Annotated in this window: 17 protein-coding genes; 8 read left to right on the forward strand and 9 right to left on the reverse strand. The window is 56.1% G+C overall.

Annotation, left to right across the window (positions count from 1 at the left end; genetic code table 11):
• Positions 1-262: 262 nt before the first annotated feature.
• Positions 263-385, forward strand: a complete 123-nt coding sequence (locus LQ945_RS09500) for a hypothetical protein (RefSeq protein ID WP_255477881.1) — start codon at positions 263-265, stop codon at positions 383-385.
• Between the two features lie 99 nt (positions 386-484).
• Here the strand turns inward: LQ945_RS09500 and lpdA are convergent, their stop codons facing one another.
• The 4 genes from lpdA to pdhR form a co-directional block, all read right to left on the reverse strand.
• Positions 485-1,909, reverse strand: coding sequence for a dihydrolipoyl dehydrogenase (gene lpdA, locus LQ945_RS09505; protein ID WP_020828582.1), 1,425 nt, complete (start codon positions 1,907-1,909; stop codon positions 485-487).
• Positions 1,910-2,142: 233 nt separating this feature from the next.
• Positions 2,143-4,020, reverse strand: coding sequence for a pyruvate dehydrogenase complex dihydrolipoyllysine-residue acetyltransferase (aceF, locus tag LQ945_RS09510; protein ID WP_270102769.1), 1,878 nt, complete (start codon positions 4,018-4,020; stop codon positions 2,143-2,145).
• A gap of 14 nt (positions 4,021-4,034) precedes the next feature.
• Positions 4,035-6,698, reverse strand: coding sequence for a pyruvate dehydrogenase (acetyl-transferring), homodimeric type (aceE, locus tag LQ945_RS09515; protein WP_020828584.1), 2,664 nt, complete (start codon positions 6,696-6,698; stop codon positions 4,035-4,037).
• A gap of 165 nt (positions 6,699-6,863) precedes the next feature.
• A complete protein-coding gene (pdhR, locus tag LQ945_RS09520; RefSeq protein WP_044553402.1) occupies positions 6,864-7,628 on the reverse strand; it encodes a pyruvate dehydrogenase complex transcriptional repressor PdhR in 765 nt (254 codons plus the stop codon).
• 633 nt (positions 7,629-8,261) lie between these two features.
• On the opposite strand from pdhR, the gene LQ945_RS09525 reads away from it, so the two are divergent.
• Positions 8,262-9,641, forward strand: coding sequence for an amino acid permease (locus LQ945_RS09525; RefSeq protein ID WP_270102770.1), 1,380 nt, complete (start codon positions 8,262-8,264; stop codon positions 9,639-9,641).
• Between the two features lie 65 nt (positions 9,642-9,706).
• Here the strand turns inward: LQ945_RS09525 and LQ945_RS09530 are convergent, their stop codons facing one another.
• The 3 genes from LQ945_RS09530 to LQ945_RS09540 are packed head-to-tail and all read right to left on the reverse strand — an operon-like array spanning position 9,707 to position 14,282.
• On the reverse strand, positions 9,707-10,945 hold the full coding sequence (locus tag LQ945_RS09530) for a cytochrome c (protein ID WP_270102771.1): 1,239 nt from the start codon (positions 10,943-10,945) through the stop codon (positions 9,707-9,709).
• Positions 10,942-11,496 (reverse strand): (2Fe-2S)-binding protein, encoded by a 555-nt coding sequence (locus LQ945_RS09535; RefSeq protein WP_270102772.1) that lies wholly within the window; start codon positions 11,494-11,496, stop codon positions 10,942-10,944. The genes LQ945_RS09530 and LQ945_RS09535 overlap by 4 nt, the downstream gene beginning before the upstream one ends.
• On the reverse strand, positions 11,493-14,282 hold the full coding sequence (locus LQ945_RS09540; RefSeq protein ID WP_270102773.1) for a xanthine dehydrogenase family protein molybdopterin-binding subunit: 2,790 nt from the start codon (positions 14,280-14,282) through the stop codon (positions 11,493-11,495). Before LQ945_RS09540 ends, LQ945_RS09535 begins: the two co-directional genes overlap by 4 nt.
• A gap of 204 nt (positions 14,283-14,486) precedes the next feature.
• Between LQ945_RS09540 and LQ945_RS09545 the strand changes: the two genes are divergently transcribed.
• Positions 14,487-15,071 carry a nucleotidyltransferase family protein gene (locus LQ945_RS09545; protein ID WP_270102774.1) on the forward strand — a complete coding sequence of 195 codons (585 nt, stop codon included), beginning with the start codon at positions 14,487-14,489 and terminating at the stop codon, positions 15,069-15,071.
• 7 nt (positions 15,072-15,078) lie between these two features.
• Complete coding sequence (locus LQ945_RS09550; RefSeq protein ID WP_270102775.1) at positions 15,079-16,125, forward strand: XdhC family protein; 1,047 nt, start codon at positions 15,079-15,081, stop codon at positions 16,123-16,125.
• Here the strand turns inward: LQ945_RS09550 and LQ945_RS09555 are convergent.
• Both LQ945_RS09555 and fumA read right to left on the reverse strand, forming a co-directional pair.
• Positions 16,049-16,915, reverse strand: a complete 867-nt coding sequence (locus tag LQ945_RS09555) for a helix-turn-helix domain-containing protein (protein WP_071827055.1) — start codon at positions 16,913-16,915, stop codon at positions 16,049-16,051. The two genes, LQ945_RS09550 and LQ945_RS09555, sit on opposite strands and share 77 nt — an antisense overlap.
• Before the next feature lie 169 nt (positions 16,916-17,084).
• Entirely contained in the window at positions 17,085-18,731 is a 1,647-nt protein-coding gene (fumA, locus tag LQ945_RS09560; protein ID WP_044553416.1) for a class I fumarate hydratase FumA, read from the reverse strand.
• Between the two features lie 371 nt (positions 18,732-19,102).
• Here fumA and LQ945_RS09565 point away from each other — a divergent pair, with 371 nt between their 5' ends.
• From LQ945_RS09565 to gshB, 4 genes are all read left to right on the forward strand, one after another.
• Positions 19,103-19,615: a SprT family zinc-dependent metalloprotease gene (locus tag LQ945_RS09565; protein WP_044553418.1), complete on the forward strand. Its 513-nt coding sequence runs from the start codon at positions 19,103-19,105 to the stop codon at positions 19,613-19,615.
• A 150-nt stretch (positions 19,616-19,765) separates the two neighbouring features.
• Positions 19,766-20,461: a deoxyribonuclease I gene (gene endA / locus LQ945_RS09570; RefSeq protein ID WP_270102776.1), complete on the forward strand. Its 696-nt coding sequence runs from the start codon at positions 19,766-19,768 to the stop codon at positions 20,459-20,461.
• A gap of 187 nt (positions 20,462-20,648) precedes the next feature.
• Positions 20,649-21,380 carry a 16S rRNA (uracil(1498)-N(3))-methyltransferase gene (gene rsmE, locus LQ945_RS09575; RefSeq protein WP_044553422.1) on the forward strand — a complete coding sequence of 244 codons (732 nt, stop codon included), beginning with the start codon at positions 20,649-20,651 and terminating at the stop codon, positions 21,378-21,380.
• A gap of 10 nt (positions 21,381-21,390) precedes the next feature.
• Positions 21,391-22,341, forward strand: coding sequence for a glutathione synthase (gene gshB / locus LQ945_RS09580; protein WP_044553424.1), 951 nt, complete (start codon positions 21,391-21,393; stop codon positions 22,339-22,341).
• Positions 22,342-22,348 lie beyond the last annotated feature (7 nt).

Below are 22,348 nucleotides of genomic sequence, written 5' to 3' on the forward strand. Positions count from 1 at the left end.
TTTCTTACATCGTTAAAGAACGATACAAGCGCCACAAAGCAGGGATATTGTGCGCAACGATGATTAAAAAATCAACAAAAAGAATGTCTGGAAATTCATTTCAACGTAATATTTAGCCGGGTCTGTTCTGCCGGTTTAGCAGTCGGTCATCGGGCTTGAGAACAGTGCTGCAACGACTGCGATACAGGCGCCACAAAGCGCTTGTTCCGCCGGGATTTTTCCGGTGAAGTCGCGGTGGTCGTGGTTCCACAAGGATCGCGCAATGAAAGGGAGTTCCCTATTTATCCTGCTCATTGTACTGGGATCGGCGTTTGGCGTGAGCAAAGGCGGTTGGTCGGTTAACGGCAACAGCCTCACGTTCAACGTGATATTCCAGAACAAGTAAGCTACTGGCCGCTCATCGAGCGGCCTTTTACCTGGATGCCACGCATAAAAAAACGGCCCCTTTTCAGGAGCCGCTTATTCACCTTTCAAACCAGCAGAATTACTTCTTCTTGGCTTTCGGGTTAGGCAGATCGGTGATGCTGCCTTCAAAGATCTCTGCCGCCAAGCCTACGGATTCGTGCAGGGTTGGGTGAGCATGGATAGTCAGCGCGATGTCTTCCGCGTCGCAACCCATCTCGATAGCCAGACCGATCTCACCCAGCAGCTCGCCGCCGTTGGTGCCGACAATCGCGCCACCGATGATACGGTGAGTTTCTTTGTCGAAGATCAGTTTGGTCATGCCGTCTGCGCAGTCGGAGGCGATAGCACGGCCAGAAGCTGCCCACGGGAAGGTGGAAGTTTCGTAGCTGATGCCTTTTTCTTTCGCTTCTTTCTCGGTCAGACCCACCCAGGCAACTTCCGGCTCGGTGTAAGCGATCGATGGGATCACTTTCGGATCGAAGTAGTGCTTCATGCCGGCGATAACTTCAGCGGCAACGTGGCCTTCATGCACGCCTTTGTGCGCCAGCATCGGTTGACCGACGATGTCGCCGATAGCGAAGATGTGCGGCACATTGGTGCGCAGCTGTTTGTCGACGTTGATGAAACCACGCTCGTCAACTTCCACGCCGGCTTTACCCGCTTCCAGCAGCTTACCGTTAGGTACGCGGCCGATAGCAACCAGCACCGCGTCATAACGCTGTGGTTCTGCAGGGGCTTTTTTGCCTTCCATCGTGACATAGATGCCGTCTTCTTTGGCTTCTACCGCGGTCACTTTGGTTTCCAGCATCAGGTTGAACTGCTTGCTGATACGCTTGGTGAAGACTTTCACCACGTCTTTGTCAGCCGCCGGGATCACCTGGTCAAACATTTCGACGACGTCGATCTGTGAACCCAGCGCATGGTATACGGTGCCCATTTCCAGGCCGATGATGCCGCCGCCCATAACCAGCAGACGCTCTGGGACAGTTTTCAGTTCCAGTGCATCGGTAGAGTCCCACACGCGTGGATCTTCATGAGGAATGAATGGCAGTTGGATCGGACGAGAACCTGCAGCGATGATAGCATTGTCGAAGTTGATGGTGGTTGGACCATTTTCGCCTTCAACAACCAGGGTGTTAGCGCCGGTGAACTTGCCCAGGCCGTTAACCACTTTCACTTTACGGCCTTTAGCCATGCCAGCCAGACCGCCGGTCAGCTGATTGATGACTTTTTCTTTCCAGACGCGCACTTTGTCGATGTCAGTTTTCGGCTCGCCGAAAACGATGCCGTGCTCGGCCAGCGCTTTGGCTTCTTCGATCACTTTGGCAACGTGCAGCAGTGCTTTGGAAGGGATACATCCCACGTTCAGGCAAACACCGCCCAGCGTGGAATAACGTTCAACCAGAACGGTTTCAAGACCTAAGTCAGCGCAACGAAAGGCAGCAGAGTAACCTGCCGGGCCCGCCCCAAGTACCACGACCTGAGTTTTAATTTCAGTACTCATCATGACCTCTTAATTGATTGTCCGGCGGGTCAGACGTCATTTTTATTGCTAATCGATCTCATAACGCCCTTCATCCACCGGGACGCTTACACCGCGAGCAGTTTACAGAATTGTTAATAATCTGCAAAGCGTGTTCGAGTGACCCGTGTCTCAACAATTTTGTCGAGTCGTGCAAAAACCGACAAAACTGCTACAGAAGTGATAAGGGCGCAGCATGCTGCGCCCTTTTTTCATTACATCACCATACGGCGGATATCAGCCAGCATGTTGTTGATGATGGTAATAAAGCGCGCACCATCTGCACCATCGATAACACGGTGGTCGAAGGAGAGCGACATTGGCATCATCAGGCGCGGCACGAACTCTTTACCGTTCCAGACCGGCTCCATAGCAGACTTGGAGACACCCAGAATAGCCACTTCCGGCGCATTCACAATCGGCGCGAAGTGAGTTGTCCCGATACCGCCCAGGCTAGAGATGGTGAAACAGCCACCCTGCATTTCGCCGGCGGTCAGTTTACCGTCACGCGCTTTTTTGGAGATAGCCATCAGCTCACGGGACAGTTCGGTGATGCTCTTCTTGTTCACATCTTTGAATACCGGAACCACCAGGCCGTTTGGTGTATCAACCGCCACACCCACGTTGATGTACTTTTTCAGCGTCAGCTTCTGGCCATCTTCGGACAGAGAGCTGTTGAAACGCGGCATCTGCTCCAGAGCGGCTGCAACGGCTTTCATGATGAACACCACCGGGGTGAACTTCACGTCCAGCTTACGCTTGGCAGCTTCTTCGTTCTGTTGCTTGCGGAAAGCTTCCAGATCGGTGATGTCGGTTTTGTCGAAGTGAGTCACGTGCGGGATCATCACCCAGTTACGGCTCAGGTTGGCACCCGAGATTTTCTGGATGCGGCCCAGTTCAACTTCTTCGATCTCACCGAACTTGCTGAAGTCCACTTTCGGCCATGGCAGCATGCCTGGCAGACCGCCGCCGGCAGCAGCCGGAGCCGCTTCTGCACGTTTGACCGCGTCTTTCACGTAAGTCTGAACGTCTTCGCGCAGGATGCGGCCTTTACGACCGGTGCCTTTCACTTTCGCCAGGTTTACGCCGAACTCACGCGCCAGACGGCGGATGACCGGGGTAGCATGCACATAAGCGTCGTTCTCAGCGAACTCGCCTTTGGCAGCAGGAGCAGCCTGTTTGGCCGGTGCCGCACTGGCAGCCGGAGCCGGTGCCGCTTCTGCTTTTTGAGCAGGGGCTGCCGCTGGTGCTGCGCCTTCAACTTCGAACACCATGATCAGGGAACCGGTTTTCACTTTGTCGCCGGCGCTGATTTTGATTTCTTTCACGGTACCCGCGAACGGTGCCGGCACTTCCATAGAAGCCTTGTCACCTTCAACGGTGATCAGTGACTGCTCAGCGGCAACTTTGTCGCCCACTTTTACCATCACTTCGGTCACTTCTACTTCATCGCCACCGATATCCGGTACGGCAACCTCTTTGGCCGCTGAGGCAGCCGGTGCCGCTGGAGCAGCAGGCGTTTCAGCCGCAGCCGGAGCGGCAGCAGAAGCTGCGCCGGCCACTTCGAAGACCATAATCAGCGAGCCGGTGGTGACTTTGTCGCCGGTGCCGATTTTGATCTCTTTCACGGTGCCTGCGAACGGTGCAGGGACTTCCATGGAAGCCTTGTCGCCTTCAACGGTGATCAGGGACTGCTCGGCTTCCACCTTGTCGCCCACTTTCACCAGGATCTCGGTCACTTCCACTTCGTCGGCACCGATGTCCGGTACGGCAACGTCTTTGGCAGCCGCGGCCGCCGGAGCAGCAGGTGCTGCAGCCGGTTTTTCTTCAGCCTTGGCAGCCGGTGCGGCCTGAGCCGCCCCTTCCGCTTCGAAGATCATCAGCAGTTTGCCGGTTTCGGTTTTATCACCGACGGCAACTTTGATCTCTTTCACCACACCCGCCTGCGGGGAGGGGACTTCCATGGAAGCTTTGTCACCTTCAACGGTGATCAGCGATTGTTCAGCTTCAACTTTATCGCCCACTTTCACCAGGATCTCGGTGATTTCCACTTCGTCTGCACCGATGTCCGGTACTTTGATTTCGATAGACATTTCTTCTGTACCTCTTATGCCAGACGCGGGTTAACTTTTTCTGGGTTGATGTCGAATTTCTTAATCGCATCAGCTACCACAGAAGCTTCGATTTCACCGCGTTTAGCCAGTTCACCCAGTGCAGCAACCACAACGTAAGAAGCGTCAACTTCAAAGTGGTGGCGCAGGTTTTCGCGGCTGTCTGAACGACCGAAGCCGTCAGTACCCAGTACGCGATAGTCGCTGGCTGGAACGTAAGTACGAACCTGTTCTGCAAACAGCTTCATGTAGTCGGTAGACGCCACCGCCGGCGCATCGTTCATCACCTGAGCAATGTACGGTACACGTGGAGTTTCGGTTGGGTGCAGCATGTTCCAACGCTCGCAGTCCTGGCCATCACGCGCCAGTTCAGTGAAGGAAGTCACGCTGTAGATGTCAGAACCCACGCCGTAATCGTCTGCCAGGATCTTCGCCGCTTCACGTACGTGACGCAGGATAGAACCTGAACCCAGCAACTGAACCTTGCCTTTGCTGCCTGCCAGAGTGTCCAGCTTGTAGATACCTTTGCGGATACCTTCTTCTGCGCCCTGCGGCATGGCCGGCATGTGGTAGTTTTCGTTCAGCGTGGTGATGTAGTAGTAGACGTTTTCTTGCGCGTCACCGTACATGCGGACCAGACCGTCGTGCATGATCACTGCCACTTCGTATGCATAAGCTGGATCGTAAGAGATACAGTTAGGGATAGTCAGAGACTGAATGTGGCTGTGGCCGTCTTCGTGCTGCAGACCTTCACCGTTCAGGGTGGTACGGCCTGAAGTACCGCCGATCAGGAAGCCGCGCGCCTGTTGGTCGCCTGCTGCCCAGCACAGGTCACCGATACGCTGGAAACCGAACATCGAGTAGTAGATGTAGAACGGAATCATCGGCAGATCGTTGGTGCTGTAGGAAGTCGCTGCGGCCAGCCATGAAGATGCTGCGCCCAGTTCGTTGATGCCTTCCTGCAGGATCTGACCTTTTTCGTCTTCTTTGTAGTAAGCAACCTGCTCACGGTCTTGCGGAGTATATTGCTGACCGTTCGGGCTGTAGATACCGATCTGACGGAACAGACCTTCCATACCGAAGGTACGCGCTTCGTCGGCGATGATTGGAACCAGGCGATCTTTGATCGACTTGTTCTTCAGCATCACGTTCAGGGCACGCACAAAGGCGATGGTGGTGGAGATTTCTTTGTTCTGCTCTTCCAGCAGCGAGCTGAAGTCTTCCAGAGCCGGCATTTCCAGCTTCTGGGTGAAGGCTGGCAGACGGGTAGGAACATAACCTTTCAGCGCCTGACGGCGTTCGTGCAGGTATTTGTACTCTTCAGAGTCTTTCTCGAAGGTGATGTACGGCAGTTTTTCGATGTCAGCATCGGCAACCGGCACATTGAAACGATCGCGGAAGTGGTGAACCCCTTCCATGTTCATTTTCTTCACCTGGTGAGCGATGTTTTTACCTTCCGCGGTTTCACCCATGCCGTAACCTTTAATGGTATGGGCCAGGATAACGGTTGGTTTGCCTTGGGTGTCCTGCGCTTTTTTCAGTGCAGCGAAGACTTTCTTCGGATCGTGACCACCGCGGTTCAGCGCCCAGATTTCGTCGTCGGTCATGTCTTTGACCAGAGCAGCGGTTTCCGGGAAGCGGCCGAAGAAGTGCTCACGTACGTAAGCGCCGTCTTTGGATTTGAAGGTCTGGTAGTCGCCGTCCAGGGTTTCGTTCATCAGCTGGATCAGCTTGCCGCTGGTATCTTTACGCAGCAGTTCGTCCCAACGACCGCCCCAAATCACTTTCAGTACCTGCCAGCCTGCGCCGGAGAAGATGCCTTCCAGTTCATTGATGATCTTGCCGTTACCGGTGACCGGGCCATCCAGACGTTGCAGGTTACAGTTGATGACGAACACCAGGTTGTCCAGCTTCTCACGGGTAGCGATGGTGATCGCACCTTTGGATTCCGGCTCATCCATCTCGCCGTCGCCCAGGAAGGCGTAAACGGTCTGAGCAGAGGTGTTTTTCAGGCCACGGTGTTCCAGGTATTTCAGGAACTTCGCCTGGTAGATGGCGCTGATTGGGCCCAGGCCCATGGAAACGGTCGGGAACTGCCAGAATTCCGGCATCAGTTTAGGATGCGGGTAAGAAGACAGGCCTTTACCGTGAACTTCCTGACGGAAGTTGTTCATCTGGTCTTCGGTCAAGCGGCCTTCAAGGAAGGCACGTGCGTAAACGCCCGGAGAGATGTGGCCCTGGAAGTAAACCAGATCGCCGCCGTCTTGCTCGTTGCGTGCACGGAAGAAGTGGTTGAAGCAGACTTCATAGAAGGTCGCGGAAGATTGGAAGGAAGCCATGTGGCCGCCCAGGTCCAGATCTTTCTTGGAAGCGCGCAGCACGGTCATTACCGCGTTCCAGCGGATAGCGCTGCGAATACGACGCTCAAGATCCAGGTTACCAGGGTAAGCAGGCTCGTCTTCCACCGCGATGGTGTTGACGTAGTTGTGAGCCGCAGCACCGGCTGCAACGCTAACACCGCCTTTACGGGCTTCACCCAATACCTGATCAATCAGAAACTGAGCTCGCTCAACACCCTCTTCACGGATGACCGATTCGATCGCCTGCAGCCAGTCGCGGGTTTCGATCGGATCCACGTCATTGTTTAAACGTTCTGACATGGTGGTATTCCTTATCTGTCTAATGGTTTGTTTTGGAGCCTGTCTTCCTGTGTTCTGAGGCAAAACACACGAAGACAGGCCCATCAGTTTAGTTGCCGCTTAAATGCTTAACTAAGCACTTCGAACGAAAGCTCCGCAGGCTGGTGTGCCCTGAAGAGAACGCTCTTAATCCTTGCGTTGCTGGAGACGCCGTAGCGATCTCTCGCGCCGAGTATGCTCCCGACCGAGATCCAGCAAGATTTCCTCGATAAACGCCAAATGGCGGTGCGAGGCTTCACGGGCCTTTTCCGGCTCGCGTGCCACAATCGCCTCAAAAATTCCGGCGCGGTGGCTGCTCACCTTTGCCAACATCTCACGGCGCGAGTAGAGCAATTCAAAGTTCTGACGTACGTTCTGTTCCAGCATCGGCCCCATGCAGCGTAGCAGGTGAAGTAACACAACGTTGTGGGCAGCTTCGGTCACGGCGATTTGATACTGCATGACCGCGTCGGCTTCGGCGTCGAGATCGCCGCTTTCCTGGGCCTGCTGGATCACAATATGGCAGTCGCGGATGCGCGCCAGATCTTCGTCGGTACCGCGCAACGCCGCGTAATAGGCAGCGATGCCTTCGAGGGCATGACGGGTTTCCAACAGATCGAATTGTGATTCAGGGTGGTCGGCCAACAGTTCAGCCAGGGGATCGCTGAAGCTCTGCCACAGATTAGTTTGCACAAAGGTACCACCGCCCTGACGGCGCAGGAGCAGCCCTTTGGCTTCCAGGCGCTGGATGGCCTCTCTCAGAGAAGGACGGGAAACATCAAATTGTTTCGCCAGTTCGCGCTCCGGTGGCAGTTTTTCGCCTGGACGCAGTGTTCCCTCGAGGATCAAGTGTTCGAGCTGCTGCTCGATAACATCTGACAACTTGGGTTGGCGGATTTTGCTGTAGGCCATGGGTGAATTCTTCTCTGCGAATGGCGCGGAGTCAATTGGTAATACCAATTTCAAAAACGTGACGGTAAAGTAACAAAGTATTCACCTCCTGTCCATATGGGCCTTGATCGAAATCAGGTTACCCGCACATTTTAACACCCCAATACCAGACCTGCTGCAAACCGCTAACGCGTGCTTGGTAATACCATTTACGAGGTAGGTTTTTGATTTAACTTTTGCGAAACCTCCCGTCAGGCAGACTGAAGCATCAAAGACGGCATTTTATTGCATGTTTATTAAGCTTTAACGAATAGCTATTTGCAGCGCATAAAGTGCGCCTGACCGGTTAATATTTCGCCATCGCAAAGCGACCAGCGCCAAATTATTTTTGCGCATTATGTGATTTATTGCTTATTTCATGCACTGAATCCCCCTTGCCGTCACACAACCCGCATTTTGTTTCCTAAACTGCTGAAATCTTAATCACTCACCCTATAAAGCAGGTGCAAACTGACGCGCATAACATTATTCTTTGCCAAACGGTAGCGGCTCCGTGGAATTAATAGATATAACGCCGTAAATAAAACAAAACACACATCGTAACCACTGCTTTACAGCATGTGAGTAATTCTGCAACGACAGAGGGTTTCATTGATGGATGGTCAACAGCATGGCGACCAGCTGAAGCGCGGCCTGAAAAACCGCCATATTCAGCTCATTGCTCTAGGGGGCGCTATCGGTACCGGGCTATTTCTCGGGATCGCGCAAACAATAAAAATGGCCGGTCCTTCGGTCATTCTCGGCTATGCCATTGGCGGCTTTATCGCATTTCTGATCATGCGCCAACTGGGTGAAATGGTAGTGGAAGAGCCGGTTGCCGGCTCCTTTAGCCACTTCGCCTATAAGTACTGGGGCAATTTCGCCGGTTTTGCGTCCGGCTGGAACTACTGGGTGCTGTACGTGCTGGTGGCGATGGCGGAACTGACCGCGGTCGGTATCTATGTGCAGTACTGGTGGCCGGAGATCCCGACCTGGGTATCGGCGGCGGTGTTCTTCCTGGCCATCAACGCCATCAACCTGGCGAATGTGAAGGTCTACGGCGAGATGGAATTCTGGTTCGCCATCATCAAAGTCGTGGCGATTATCGGCATGATCGTGTTCGGTGCCTACCTGCTGTTCAGCGGCATGGGCGGCCCGGAAGCGACCGTGACCAACCTGTGGGCACAGGGCGGGTTCTTCCCGAACGGCATCATGGGGCTGGTGATGGCGATGGCGGTGATCATGTTCTCGTTCGGTGGGCTCGAGCTGGTGGGCATTACCGCCGCAGAGGCCGACAACCCGCAGAAAAGCATCCCTAAAGCCACTAACCAGGTAATCTACCGTATCCTGCTGTTCTATATCGGCTCTCTGACCATTTTGCTGTCGCTGTACCCTTGGGGCAAAGTGGTGGAAGGCGGCAGCCCGTTCGTGCTGATCTTCCACGCGCTGAACAGCAACCTGGTAGCAACGGTGCTGAACGTCGTGGTGTTGACCGCCGCGCTGTCGGTGTATAACAGCTGCGTTTACTGCAACAGCCGCATGCTGTACGGCTTGGCGAAACAAGGCAACGGTCCGAAGAGCCTGCTGAAGGTCGATGGCCGCGGCGTACCTGTCATTGCCATCGCCGTCTCCGCCACGGCCACGGCGTTCTGCGTGCTGATTAACTACCTGATCCCCGGTCGCGCATTCGAACTGCTGATGGCGCTGGTGGTCTCTGCACTGGTGATCAACTGGGCGATGATCAGCCTGGCACACCTGAAGTTCCGCGCCGCCAAGAACCGCGAAGGCGTAGAGCCGAAGTTCAAAGCCTTCTGGTATCCGTTCAGCAACTACCTGTGCCTGGTGTTTATGGCCGGTATCCTGGTGATCATGTACCTGACGCCGGGCATTCAAATCTCGGTGTTGCTGATCCCGGTCTGGGTGGCCATTTTGGCCATTGGCTATATCGTCAAGCAACGCAGCCAACGTGCAATGAGCGCAACCAGCCGCAGCTAGTTCACGTCAAAAACAAAATGGCCCGCAGTGCGAAACTGCGGGCCATTTTTTTAACCTGGCTTAAGCTACTTCTTGCGCAGCGCCTTCACCTGCTCAGCGGTGATATCCGCCGGCAAGCCTCCCCAGGTTACGCGCAGATAGTTCACCAACTCCGCCACTTGCGCATCGTCCAGACGTTCGCCAAAGGCCGGCATGCTCTGCATGCTTTCACCGTTGGGGAATTGCTGCGCCGGTAAACCGTCCAGCACCGAGACAATCAGATTCTTGGCGTCCGGCTGGCGCAGCGTGGCGTTATCGCGCATCGCCACCGCCACGTGTGGTTTACCCTCACCTTCCCTAGCATGGCAGCCGGAGCACTGATCCAGATAGCTGATGCGTCCGGCATCGCTGCCTTGGCCGAGTTTAACCGGCACTGCAGCAGGCGGCTGTTCCCCCATCAGATAGGTCGCCAGTGCTTGATGATCTTCCGGCGTCAGATGACGGGTGCTGAGATCCACCACCATGTGCATCTCACTGAACGCAGATCCCTGAGGTGCCATGCCGGTCGCCAGGAAACGGTTCAGGTCATCCGGCGTCCAGCCGCGCTGGGCCAATCCGTGCGGCGTGATATCCGGTGCCATAAAGCGCCCCAAATCGCCCCCCTGCATCGGCTTGCCAAGATTCATCTGCCCCAGCATGCCGCGTGGCGTATGGCATTCCCCGCAGTGACCCAGCGTATCCGCCAGGTAACGGCCGCGTTGCCACTGCGCCGAATTGCCTTGTGAACTGTTTGGCAACGGCTCCTGGCTGCGGAACAGCAGGTTCCAACCGATCAGCGCCATGCGTTGGTTAAACGGGAACGGCATGTTGTTTTCCGGAATGGCGACGTCCACCGCCGGGCGGGTCATCAGATAGGCGTAGATGTCATCAGCATCCTGGCGTGAAATGCCTTTATACGAGGTATAAGGCATCGCCGGGTACAGATGGCGGCCGCCCGGTGCCACGCCCTGAGTCAGCGCCAGGAAGAAGTCGTCCCGGGTCCAGCGGCCAATGCCATGATCGGCCGAAGGCGTCAGGTTGCTGCCATAGATAGTGCCGAACGGCGTCTCCAGCGGATAGCCGCCGGCCAAGGGGGCACCGCCGCTGGCGGTATGGCAGGCGGCACAGTCGGCGGCCTGCGCCAGATAGCGACCGCGAGCAACCTGTTCAGTGCTGGCGGTCACCTGCTGCACCGGCCCATCGTAGCGGCGGTTTTCCCGCCACCACAGCACGGCGATGACGATAATGACCACCAGCAGGATCAACAGAGCGAGACGTTTTTTCATTGCGCCGTCTCCTTCAGCAGGCCCGGAGTTTTCAGCACCACGTCACGAACCGCTTCGTAGTAACGGACATAGCCGGTACAGCGGCAGATATGGCTGTCCAGCGCCTGTTCAATGGCGTCTTCCAACTGCTCGCGGGCGATGGGTTCGCGCTTGAGTTTTTCCACAAAGATGGTGGCGGCGTTGACAAAGCCCGGCGTGCAGTAGCCGCACTGGAAGCTGTAATGCTTGAGAAACGCCTGCTGGATAGGTGACAACTCCACCACTTCGCCCTGCGCGTCCACCTTGGCATGCCCCTCGACGGTGCGGACTTTCTTGCCGCTGAAAAAGTGTGCGCCGGTAATACAGGTACGCACTTCTTCACTGGTGCCGCTGGGGTGATCGACAATCGCTACGCAGGCGTGGCAGATACCCTGCCCGCAGCCAAGCCGCGAGCCGGTCAGGTCGAGATACTCGTGCAGGAAATCGATCATCATCAGCCCTTCCGGTACGTCGATCGGGCCGTATTGCTTATCGTTGATGGTCAGGGAAATCGGCTGGGTTTTGATGCTCATTGTAATACCTCACGAATATTTTCTGCACGGACGGGCAAATCACGGAAACGGTGGCCAGTGGCGTCGGCGATGGCGTTGACCAAGGCCGCGACCACCGGGATCATCACCACTTCGGCCATGCCTTTGGGCGGATCGGTTTCCGACAGCGCAGGCAGGATGTCATCGGTCTGCTTCCAGACCGCCACATCGCTGGCGCGTGGCAGGTGGTAACGATTAAAGTTCCAGGTGCCGTTACCGGGCCCGTCTTCGTACAGCGGTAAATATTCGTGCAGCGCATGACCAATCCCCATCGCCAAGCCGCCTTGCAACTGGCCGGAAACCAGTTCCGGCACAATCAGGTTGCCGCACTCCATGATCGAATGGTGATTCAGCAGTTCTACCTGGCCGGTGGCGATATCCACCGCCACTTCCGCCAGGGTGCCGACGGCACTGTAATAGGTCACCGCCGCGTTATTGCGTTGGGTCGGGGGATAATAGGCCTGATTGCGCGGCAGCGTTTTGAACTCGCCGCCGGCGTGGCGTACAGCCAGGCCATCAATCGGCAGGCGTTCGCTGTTGCCGCTCAGGGTAAACTCCGCTTCCGCCCACTGCCAGCGGTTGAACACGTGTACCGCTGCACCGGCGATCCCGCCCATCTGGTAAAGTTGTTTTGCCAGCCGCTCCAGGCTCAACACCTCCATACCGGCAGCGGTCAATCCCCCCTCCACCCAACGCGCATCCTCTCGGCGCACCACCAAAGGCGCCGCCTGACCGCCGCCGATGCCGGATTGCCAAATCGCCATCGCCGCCGGCCACAGGCCATGATCGAATATCAGCCGTGCCGCTTCTCGCGTACTGTGGGAGAAATAATATGCCGAGTTGCTGGCGCTGGAAGGTGAGCAGTAGCTTGGCGTCCAGGCCGGATTGGTTTGCAACCGATCCTGATCGGCCTGCGACATAATGTAGGGATCGCCGCTGGTGACCATCGGCAACACTGACCAGTCGGTCACCGAGAAGTGAGCCTCGTCCGCCGGTTTGCCCAGCCACTGTGCGCACAACACCGACTGTGAAGTCGACATGCCGGTGCCCATCTCGGCACCGCTGTGATGCAGCATAATGCGCCCGTCTTCTCCCAGCTCGACGCGGGCGAATGAAGTCTCGGCACCGGTACCGAAGTCTTTTTGCACGCAGCCAAAGCCTACGCCATAGCGTTTGCCCGGGTGCTGGCTTTCAAACTCCGTCTTGCGCTTGGCGCGTTGCAGCCACATCTCATGCTTCGCCGCCTTCTCCAGCACTTCATCGGCGCGAATAGCCCCGGCAGGAATGGCCCCCTGAGTATTTTTCATGCCGGATTTCAGCACGTTGCGCAAACGGAATTCAATCGGATCAATCTTCAGTTCGGCAGCCAGCTCATCGACCATCATTTCGGTGGCGGCCATGCTTTGCAGCGTGCCGTAACCCCGTGCCGACCCCGCGTCGATGGCGCGCGAAGCCAGCCCCACCGCAGACAAATCGCTTTTCGGGAAGTAATAGATCGACTGTGCCGCGGTCGCCGCCACCATCACCACCGAAGGCGTAAAGTTGCTGCGGCCGCCGCCGTCTGCCGTCATCTCGCCGTGAAATGACTGCAGTACGCCGGTTTGGCGGTTTACCGCAATGCGGTAATTCATGTCGAAGGCATGACGTTTCAGCGCAGTCTGGAACTGTTCGAAACGGTCATTGGCCAGCCGAACCGGGTGCCCGTCGCCGTACATCGCCGCCACCGCGCCGTAATACGGGAAGTTAAAGTGATCTTTCGAGCCGTAACCGACGGTGTAGCAAGGGTGCAGAATCAGCTGTTTAACCGGCGGATTACGTTTTGCCAGCATGCGCGGCATTTCATCGGCCACTTCCTGCGGCGATTGAGTCGGCACCACCAGATGCAGCGTTTGCGTCTCGGCGTCGAACCAGCCGTTGGCGTTGTCCGGCTCCAGCGCGGAGGTGTCGACGGACTGCGTGGTGTAGCGGCGTGACATCACCAGCCACTCGTCCGGCGGCGTTTTCAACTCATCGGCAATCATGCCGGCGTAGTACATCCCTTCCTGATCCAGCTTGCCGCCTTCGCGCCCTTCCGGCCAGACCGGCAGGTGTTTCTTCATCGAAACCGGGAAGATCGGGGTATCTTTCAGGCTGGAAAAACGGTCGTCATCGAACGGCTTGTCTCCGCCCACCCGCACATAGCGGAAAGTGCCCCAAGGGTCACGCTGCAGCGGACCGGTTTGCGCCCCGTATTTAATCGTGCCTTCGCGGAATTTCAGCTTGTCTTTGGCGAAGCGGAAACGGGCAAAGTCGTGATAAATCAGGATTGCCACGGCCTGGCCCAGGTAAGCCGGGGTTTTGCCAATCGGCAGCAGCATGTCGTCACCGTAAAATGCCGGGAAGGCCAGACCGTCGCGCGCCAAATCCTCGGCGGTTACCAGCCGATCGGGTTGCAGGTCGTCGCCCAGCAAGGAGAGATCGATGCCTTCGAACAGCTTGTCAGCTTGAGTGACACGCAAAATAAAGGCGTGCGCCTGCTGCTGTGGCCAGTGCGGCATATCCACCGCGCGAATATCACGGGCAAAGACCTTCTGCCCCATGACTTTGGCACGGCCATCGATACGAAAACGTATGCGTTTCTCATGGGCATCCCAGTTCGGGGACTGGAGGATCTTTTGCTCAAACAGCGCGGCATAGGCGCGGCTGTACAGAGGCGCGAGGTACACGGAGACCCCCGCTATCACGGCGCTTTTGATAAAGCGACGCCGCGACGGGTTGAAATTGCTCATAAAAAGTCCTTTGCATCTTTATTGTAGTTTTGTGTTCAGCGGTGGTGTTGCGCAAACGCTGACGACCTTGCCGTAGACGTCATAAGCATATGCTTATAACCAAAATTATGTGATGATTAACATGCGATTTTCAATAAAAATACATCTCAACAACACATATTTTTAGTAAGGTAATTAGACGTTGCGCAAATTCGGGCGGGTAAGATGACAACAGGCATAGTGATCGCCGCTGCCGGACGTGGAGAACGCTTCTCTCAGGCCGGTGGCGCAGGCAATAAATTAAATGCCGAGTTTGCGGATGCCGCTGGCCGCCAACGTTCGCTGTTTGAACAGACGCTGCGTCAAGCGTTGGCGTCCGGCCTGCCAATATGGGTGGTCACCCGACCGGACAACCACCCGGTACAACAGATTTGCGCCGCCTATCAGGTTCCGGTCACGCTGCTGGCCAGCGACGGTCTTGGCGATTCCATTGCCGCCGGCGTTAACGCCACGCCGCACTGGCAAGGCTGGTTGGTTCATTTGGCGGATATGCCGTTCGTCATCCCGGCGGTTTTCCAGCAGGTAGCCAACGCGTTGCAGCACCACGCCATTGTCCGCCCCCGTTTTGAGCAACAGCCGGGTCATCCGGTTGGGTTTTCCGCTCTATTGCGCAAACAACTGAGCCAATTACGTGGCGATAATGGCGCACGCAATCTGCTTAAAGAGCAGGCGGTACACTGGCTTTATCTTGATCAACCCACCGTGGTGCAGGATATAGATCTTCCGTCGCAGCTACCGGTCAGCGAGTAACTCATCTATGCAACATCTCGATATCACCGTGGTCAGCCAGGCGATAAACTGGCTGAAACAACAACCGGTGTGGCTGTGCACCGTGCTAAGCACTTACGGCTCCTCACCGCGATCGCCGGGGGCGCTGTTGGCCGCCACGCAGGACGGGCATTATTGCGGCTCGCTGTCCGGGGGATGCGTGGAAGAAGACTTTCTGCGGCGCCTGGCGGCCGGGGAGTATCAGGCTGCCAGCCAGGTCATTCGTTACGGTGAGGGCGGTCTGGAGCCCAACGTGGCGCTGCCCTGCGGCGGCGTGCTGGAGGTGCTGATTGAGTATTTGCCGGCAGGCGACGAGAGCATCGATTACCTGACAACCCTCGCCGGCGCGCTAAACGGACACCATGCGCTGGTCAAACGCCTCACCCTGCCGGATGCCTGCGGCAGCCTGACATTGACCGATTTCGCCAGTGCGACCCAGGTGGAACGCCGCGGTCCGCAAATTACCCTGCATATTGCCGCGGCCCCGCGTTTGCTGATCGCCGGTCTGTCCAGCGTGGCATTGTACTGTGCCGATTTCGCCAGTTCGCTGGGGTTTGAAGTGTTGGTGTGCGAGAACCGTCCGGAGGCGCTGGAAAATTTCGCCCTGCAGTTGAGATCCAACGTAACGCTACTGCGTCAGTTTCCGGCCAAGTTTATTGAAGACGGCGGCTGTCACGCCAATACCGCAATTGTCGCGCTGACTCACGATCCCCGCATGGACGATCTGACGCTAATGGAAGCTATCCATACTCCGGCGTTTTATATCGGCGCCATGGGATCGTTGCGCAACAGCGCGCGTCGTCGCCAACGCCTGCAGCAGATTGCCGAATTCAGCCCGCAAGAGCTGGAGCGAATTCATGCCCCGATTGGCCTGCCGCTCGGCAGCAAGACCCCGGCTGAAATCGCGCTGGCAGTGATGGCAGATATCGTGCAGCAAAAGAACCGCTCTGCCACCACGCTCAGTCAAGGGGAGTCACTGGCACCAGGTGTTGGAGCTCAAGATGCAGCTCCTCCCGCTCATTTAGCGAATAGTTGAACATCGTCAGGTCAGGCCCTTCCCGGCGGGCCAGGCCAAGTTGCGGCAAGACCTGAGTGTACATCTGGACGATATGATCGTTCAGGGCCACCGGCTTGCCGGCATAGCAAAAACGACAAAAATCACCGGAGATATCCGGCAGCGCTTCAAGCCCGGCATCGTCACTGACCGGGCAGTCCGCCGCTACCCCCAGGGTGTAATCTACCCGCACTCTTTCCCCATCCGGCACAAACTGGGCCAGCGAATAGGTCAATGCCGGGCGCCCGCCCAGCAGGGCATAGAACGTCTCTTTTATTTTGCTGCGGATGGGAAGGTGCGACTTATCCAGATCGGTAATATCCAGATGGTAAGGGTAACTCTTCCCGCGGATAGCATACTGCCCCTTGGCGACCTTGACGCGATCGACCTTGATATCACCCGGCTGATTCACCGACAGCGAGCGAACCAGATGGCTGAAGTCCTGTTTACGCGCATGGCGATAAACACTGGGAGATTCGGCAAAGTGCTTTTTGAAGCAGCGAGAAAAGGTTTGTTGGTTATCGAATTGATATTCAATAGAAATATCAAGAATGCTTTTTTGCGTATAACGCAAGGCGAAAGCGGCGAGGTACAAGCGGCGTGCGCGAATATAGGAAGCCAGCGACAAACTGGTCTGCTTTTTGAACATTCGCTGCAGATACCATTTCGAGTAGCCTGATTTGGCAGAAACGATATCCAATGACAAGGGATTGGTTAGGTTGTCTTCAATCCAGACCAGCAATTCCCTGATATGACTTTCCTGCGTTTCCATGAGTTTGCCGAACCTTCTGTTCCAAATATGCCTTTATGCGCGTATTAGTGCTTTGCGCGTAGGGTATACAGGTTAAAACATGGCGTCCAGCGGGCTACAGTAATTTACACAGGGGTTGATAAAACCTGAAATTTGCCGCCCCACTGCGGGCGGCAAATCCTTTCGGCGGTTACTTCACGCAGCGAGAACACTGGCCGGCCTGGATCTTCTGGAAGAAGTCATTGCCTTTATCATCCACCAGAATAAACGCCGGGAAATCTTCCACTTCGATTTTCCAGATCGCTTCCATACCCAGCTCCGGGTATTCGACGCAGGTCAGGCTCTTGATGCTCTGCTGTGCCAATACGGCCGCCGGGCCACCGATGCTGCCGAGGTAGAAACCGCCGTGCTTGTGGCAGGCGTCGGTCACCTGCTGGCTGCGGTTGCCTTTCGCCAACATGATCATGCTGCCGCCGTGAGACTGCAGCAGGTCGACGTAAGAATCCATGCGCCCGGCCGTGGTTGGCCCCAGTGAACCGGAGGCGTAGCCGTCCGGCGTTTTGGCCGGGCCTGCGTAGTAAATCGGGTGATCCTTGACGTATTGCGGCAGGCCTTCGCCCCTGTCCAGGCGTTCTTTCAGCTTGGCGTGGGCTATGTCGCGGCCCACGATGATGGTGCCGCTCAAGGACAGGCGGGTGGATACCGGGTATTGCGACAGCTGTTTGAGGATATCGGCCATCGGGCGGTTAAGGTCAATTTTGATCGCCTCACCTTCGCCGGCCTGACGCAGTTCCTGCGGGATAAATTTGCCCGGGTTATGCTCCAGCTTCTCCAGCCAGATGCCGTCGCGGTTGATCTTGCCCTTAATGTTACGGTCAGCGGAGCAGGAAACCCCCATCCCCACCGGGCAGGATGCGCCATGGCGCGGCAGACGTACCACGCGGACGTCATGTGCAAAGTATTTGCCGCCAAACTGCGCGCCCAACCCCAGGTTCTGCGCTTCTTTCAGCAACTCTTCTTCCAGCGCCACGTCGCGGAATGCCTGACCGTGCTCATTGCCTTCGGTCGGCAGGCCGTCATAGTACTTGGTCGACGCCAGTTTTACGGTTTTCAGCGTCGCTTCCGCCGAAGTACCGCCGATAACGAATGCCACGTGGTACGGCGGGCAAGCCGCAGTGCCCAGCGTACGCATTTTCTCGACCAGATAATCCTTCAGCTTGCCCGGAGACAGCAGCGCTTTGGTTTCCTGATAAAGGTAGGTTTTGTTGGCGGAGCCACCACCCTTGGCAATGCACAGGAATTTGTATTCTTCGCCGTCTACGCTGTAGAGATCGATCTGCGCCGGCAGGTTGCTGCCGGTGTTGACCTCGTTATACATATCCAGCGCGGCGTTTTGCGAATATCGCAGGTTGTCTTCGATAAAGGTGTTATACACCCCGCGTGACAACGCTTCTTCGTCACCGCCACCGGTCCAGACACGCTGGCCCTTTTTACCGACGATAATGGCGGTACCGGTGTCCTGACAGGTCGGCAAAATACCTTTGGCGGCGATTTCCGAGTTACGCAAAAATTGCAGCGCAACGTATTTGTCGTTTTCGCTGGCGTCCGGATCCTTGAGGATATCGGCAACCTGCTGCTGGTGCGCCGGGCGCAGCATAAATGAAGCGTCATGAAACGCGTGCTGAGCAAGGAGGGTTAACGCTTCAGGGGCTACTTTCAGAACTTCCTGGCCTTCAAATTCGCTCACGGAAACGTGATCGCGGCTTAACAGATAGTATTCGGTATCGTCTTTCTTCAGCGGGAACGGATCTTGATAATGGAACGGTTTATTCGACATTGATCTCTCACTTGCAACATCAGCTGCGTTAAATTCACACTTACTCAGCCAGCTCGGGGCAGGCCGCGTCAAAAAACTTCCCACACCTTACGTATTTTTAATCAGTCGGTTATTGCGCTAAATCGCATAATAACCTGCTGGTTTCTAGGGGCGCTGTATACTGCGCCCGTGTTAATCGGGACGAATATATTCGTCCCCTACGGGTACAGACTCAGCATGTACGGTTTATTATCCCGCAGTTAACACATTGATTACAATCCATCAGCGTCGATCGGGTTATCAATGCGATAAAAAACCGGCCCGACAGGCGGGATGAGAATTAGTTTTTCGTCTTATTGCCAGCCGTCGCGCCATTGCTTAAGCTAGCCTCAATGAACAAAGTAAGAATCCCCATAGCGCTGCAACAGGCGGTGATGCGCAGCCTGCGCGAAAAACTGCTGCTGGCGCGTCAGCATTTTTCCGTCGAATTTCCGGAACCCAAAGTCGTTTACCAGCAACGTGGCACCAGTGCGGGCACCGCCTGGCTGCAAGCCTGGGAAATTCGCCTGAATCCGGTTTTGCTGATGGAAAACCAGCAGCCGTTTATCGACGAAGTGGTGCCGCACGAACTGGCGCACCTGCTAGTTTTCCGCCAGTTCGGCCGCGTAGCCCCCCATGGGCGCGAATGGCGCTGGATGATGGAAAGCGTGTTGCAGGTGCCGGCCAGCCGCACCCACCAGTTTGAGATTGCCTCGGTGCAGAGCAAAACCTTCCCCTACCTCTGCCGTTGCCAACAGCATCAGCTCACCGTACGTCGGCATAATCGGGTGCTTCGCGGTGAAAGCGAATATCGCTGCCGCCAGTGTGGTGAAAAATTGAAATTTATCGCCAACGAGCCTCTTTAACCGAAAATCCATCGCTATGCCCTGCGAGTTTAAGTTACAGCCAGGCACCCGACTGTAGCTAGGGAGCCACGGGCGTAAAGCCCGTCGTTTGCCACTGTCGTTGACTTCCGCTACCCTGCCTGCCTTTCCAATTTTGAGCCGTTTTGGAACATGCTTCGCAAAATTTTGTTTACGGTGGTTTTCGCCGCAGGTGCCGCACAGGCGCACGGCATTAATAATTTCTCTCAGGCCAAGGCTGCAGCGGCCAAAATCAACCAAGGCGCGCCCGGCTCTTTCTACTGCGGCTGCCGGATTGAGTGGCAGGGTAAGAAAGGCATCCCGGATTTGAACAGTTGCGGCTATCAGCCGCGTAAGAACGCCCAACGCGCACAGCGTATCGAGTGGGAACATGTGGTCCCGGCCTGGCAGTTCGGCCATCAATTGCAGTGCTGGCAACAGGGCGGCCGCAAAAACTGCAATAAAGACGCGGGCTATCGCCAAATCGAAACTGACCTGCACAACCTGCAACCGGCGATTGGTGAAGTGAACGGCGATCGCAATAATTTCATGTACAGCCAATGGAAAGGCGGCGAAGGTCAGTACGGCCAGTGCCCCATGAAGGTGGACTTTAAAAACAAGCAGGCCGAACCGCCCGCCCGCGCCCGCGGCGCTATCGCCCGCACCTACTTTTATATGCGCGACCGTTATCAACTGCGGCTTTCACGCCAGCAGACCCAACTTTTCGAAGTGTGGAACCGTCAGTATCCGGTCAGCCAATGGGAATGCCTGCGGGAGGCACGCATCGCTAAAGTACAGGGTAATCACAATCCCTATATTGAACAGGCTTGCCAGCAACGAAAGGGCTAAATTCCCTTCGTACTTAAAACTGCAGCGGCGTTGACTGCGTGAGCTTACCCGAATCACTTACTTAAGTAAGCTCATCGGGATGCACTCACTTGCCGCCTTGCTGCAGCTTCAATTACTTTGGGTATATACTCTTTTTTTTCAAACTGCAGCACTGATGACTGCACATGAGTCAGGAACGAATATTTCTATGCGTATACCCCGCATTTATCATCCGCAGCCGTTAATCGACCATGCAGAAATCGCACTGAGCGAAGACGCCGCCAACCACATCGGGCGTGTACTGCGCATGAGCGCCGGCCAGGCGCTGCAGCTCTTCGACGGCAGCAACCAGGTATTTGATGCCGAAATCACCCAGGTCGACAAAAAAAACGTGCTGGTGCGGTTAGCCGCCGGCCAACAGGAAGACCGTGAATCGCCGCTCAATCTGCATCTGGGCCAGGTGATTTCTCGCGGTGAGAAGATGGAGTTCACCATCCAGAAATCCATCGAGCTCGGGGTCAATGTCATCACCCCGCTGTTTTCCGAGCGCTGCGGCGTAAAGCTGGATGGCGAACGTCTGGCGAAAAAAATTCAGCAATGGCAGAAAATTGCCATCGCCGCCTGCGAACAATGTGGCCGTAACCGTATTCCGGAAATTCGCGAAGCGATGAAACTGGAAGACTGGTGCGCCGAGCAAGATGGCAGCCTGAAACTTAACCTGCACCCACGCGCCAGCCACAGCATCAATACGTTGCCGCTGCCAGTGGAACATGTCCGCCTGCTGATTGGGCCGGAAGGCGGTTTATCCGCCGACGAAATTGCGATGACCACAGGCCACGGATTTACTGATATCCTGCTGGGGCCACGCGTTCTGCGTACAGAAACCACAGCACTCACCGCAATTACCGCTTTGCAGGTACGTTTCGGTGATCTGGGTTAAAGGAGAAAAGATGATTAAGCTCGGCATCGTGATGGACCCTATCGCCTCCATCAACATCAAGAAAGACACCAGCTTCGCCATGCTGCTCGAAGCGCAGCGCCGTGGCTGGGAACTGCATTACATGGAGATGGACGATCTCTATCTGCACGCCGGTGACGGCCGCGCCCGCACCCGTCTGCTGAACGTAAAGGAAGATAAAGAAAGCTGGTTCAGCTTTGGCAGCGAACAGGATCTGGCGCTGCACGATCTGGACGTGATCCTGATGCGTAAAGATCCGCCGTTCGATACCGAATACATCTACGCGACCTATATTCTGGAACGTGCAGAGGTCAAAGGCACGCTGGTGGTCAACAAGCCGCAAAGCCTGCGCGACTGCAACGAAAAGCTGTTCACCGCCTGGTTCCCGGAACTGACGCCGGACACCCTGGTCAGTCGCAGCGCGGCACACATCCGCAAATTCCACCAGCAGCACGGCGACATTATTCTCAAACCGCTGGACGGCATGGGCGGCGCGTCTATCTTCCGCGTGAAGCAGGATGACCCTAACCTGTCGGTGATTATCGAAACCCTGACCGAGCACGGCAGCCGTTTCTGCATGGCGCAGAACTTCTTGCCGGCAATCAAGGAGGGCGATAAGCGCATTCTGGTGGTTGACGGTGAGCCTGTGCCTTACTGTCTGGCACGCATCCCGGCTCAGGGCGAGACCCGTGGCAACCTGGCGGCCGGCGGCCGTGGCGAAGCGCGTCCGCTGAGCGAAAGCGACTGGAAAATTGCGCGTGCGGTAGCCCCGACGCTGAAAGAAAAAGGGCTGATCTTTGTGGGCCTGGACGTGATTGGCGATCGCCTGACTGAAATCAACGTCACCAGCCCAACCTGTGCGCGTGAAATAGAAGCGGCCTTCCCGGTTTCCATCACCGGTATGCTAATGGACGCAATCGAAAAGCGTCTGGCGGCTAAGTAATTGCAAA

It is taken from the genome of Serratia liquefaciens (assembly GCF_027594825.1).
GTDB classification, from domain to species: domain Bacteria; phylum Pseudomonadota; class Gammaproteobacteria; order Enterobacterales; family Enterobacteriaceae; genus Serratia; species Serratia liquefaciens_A.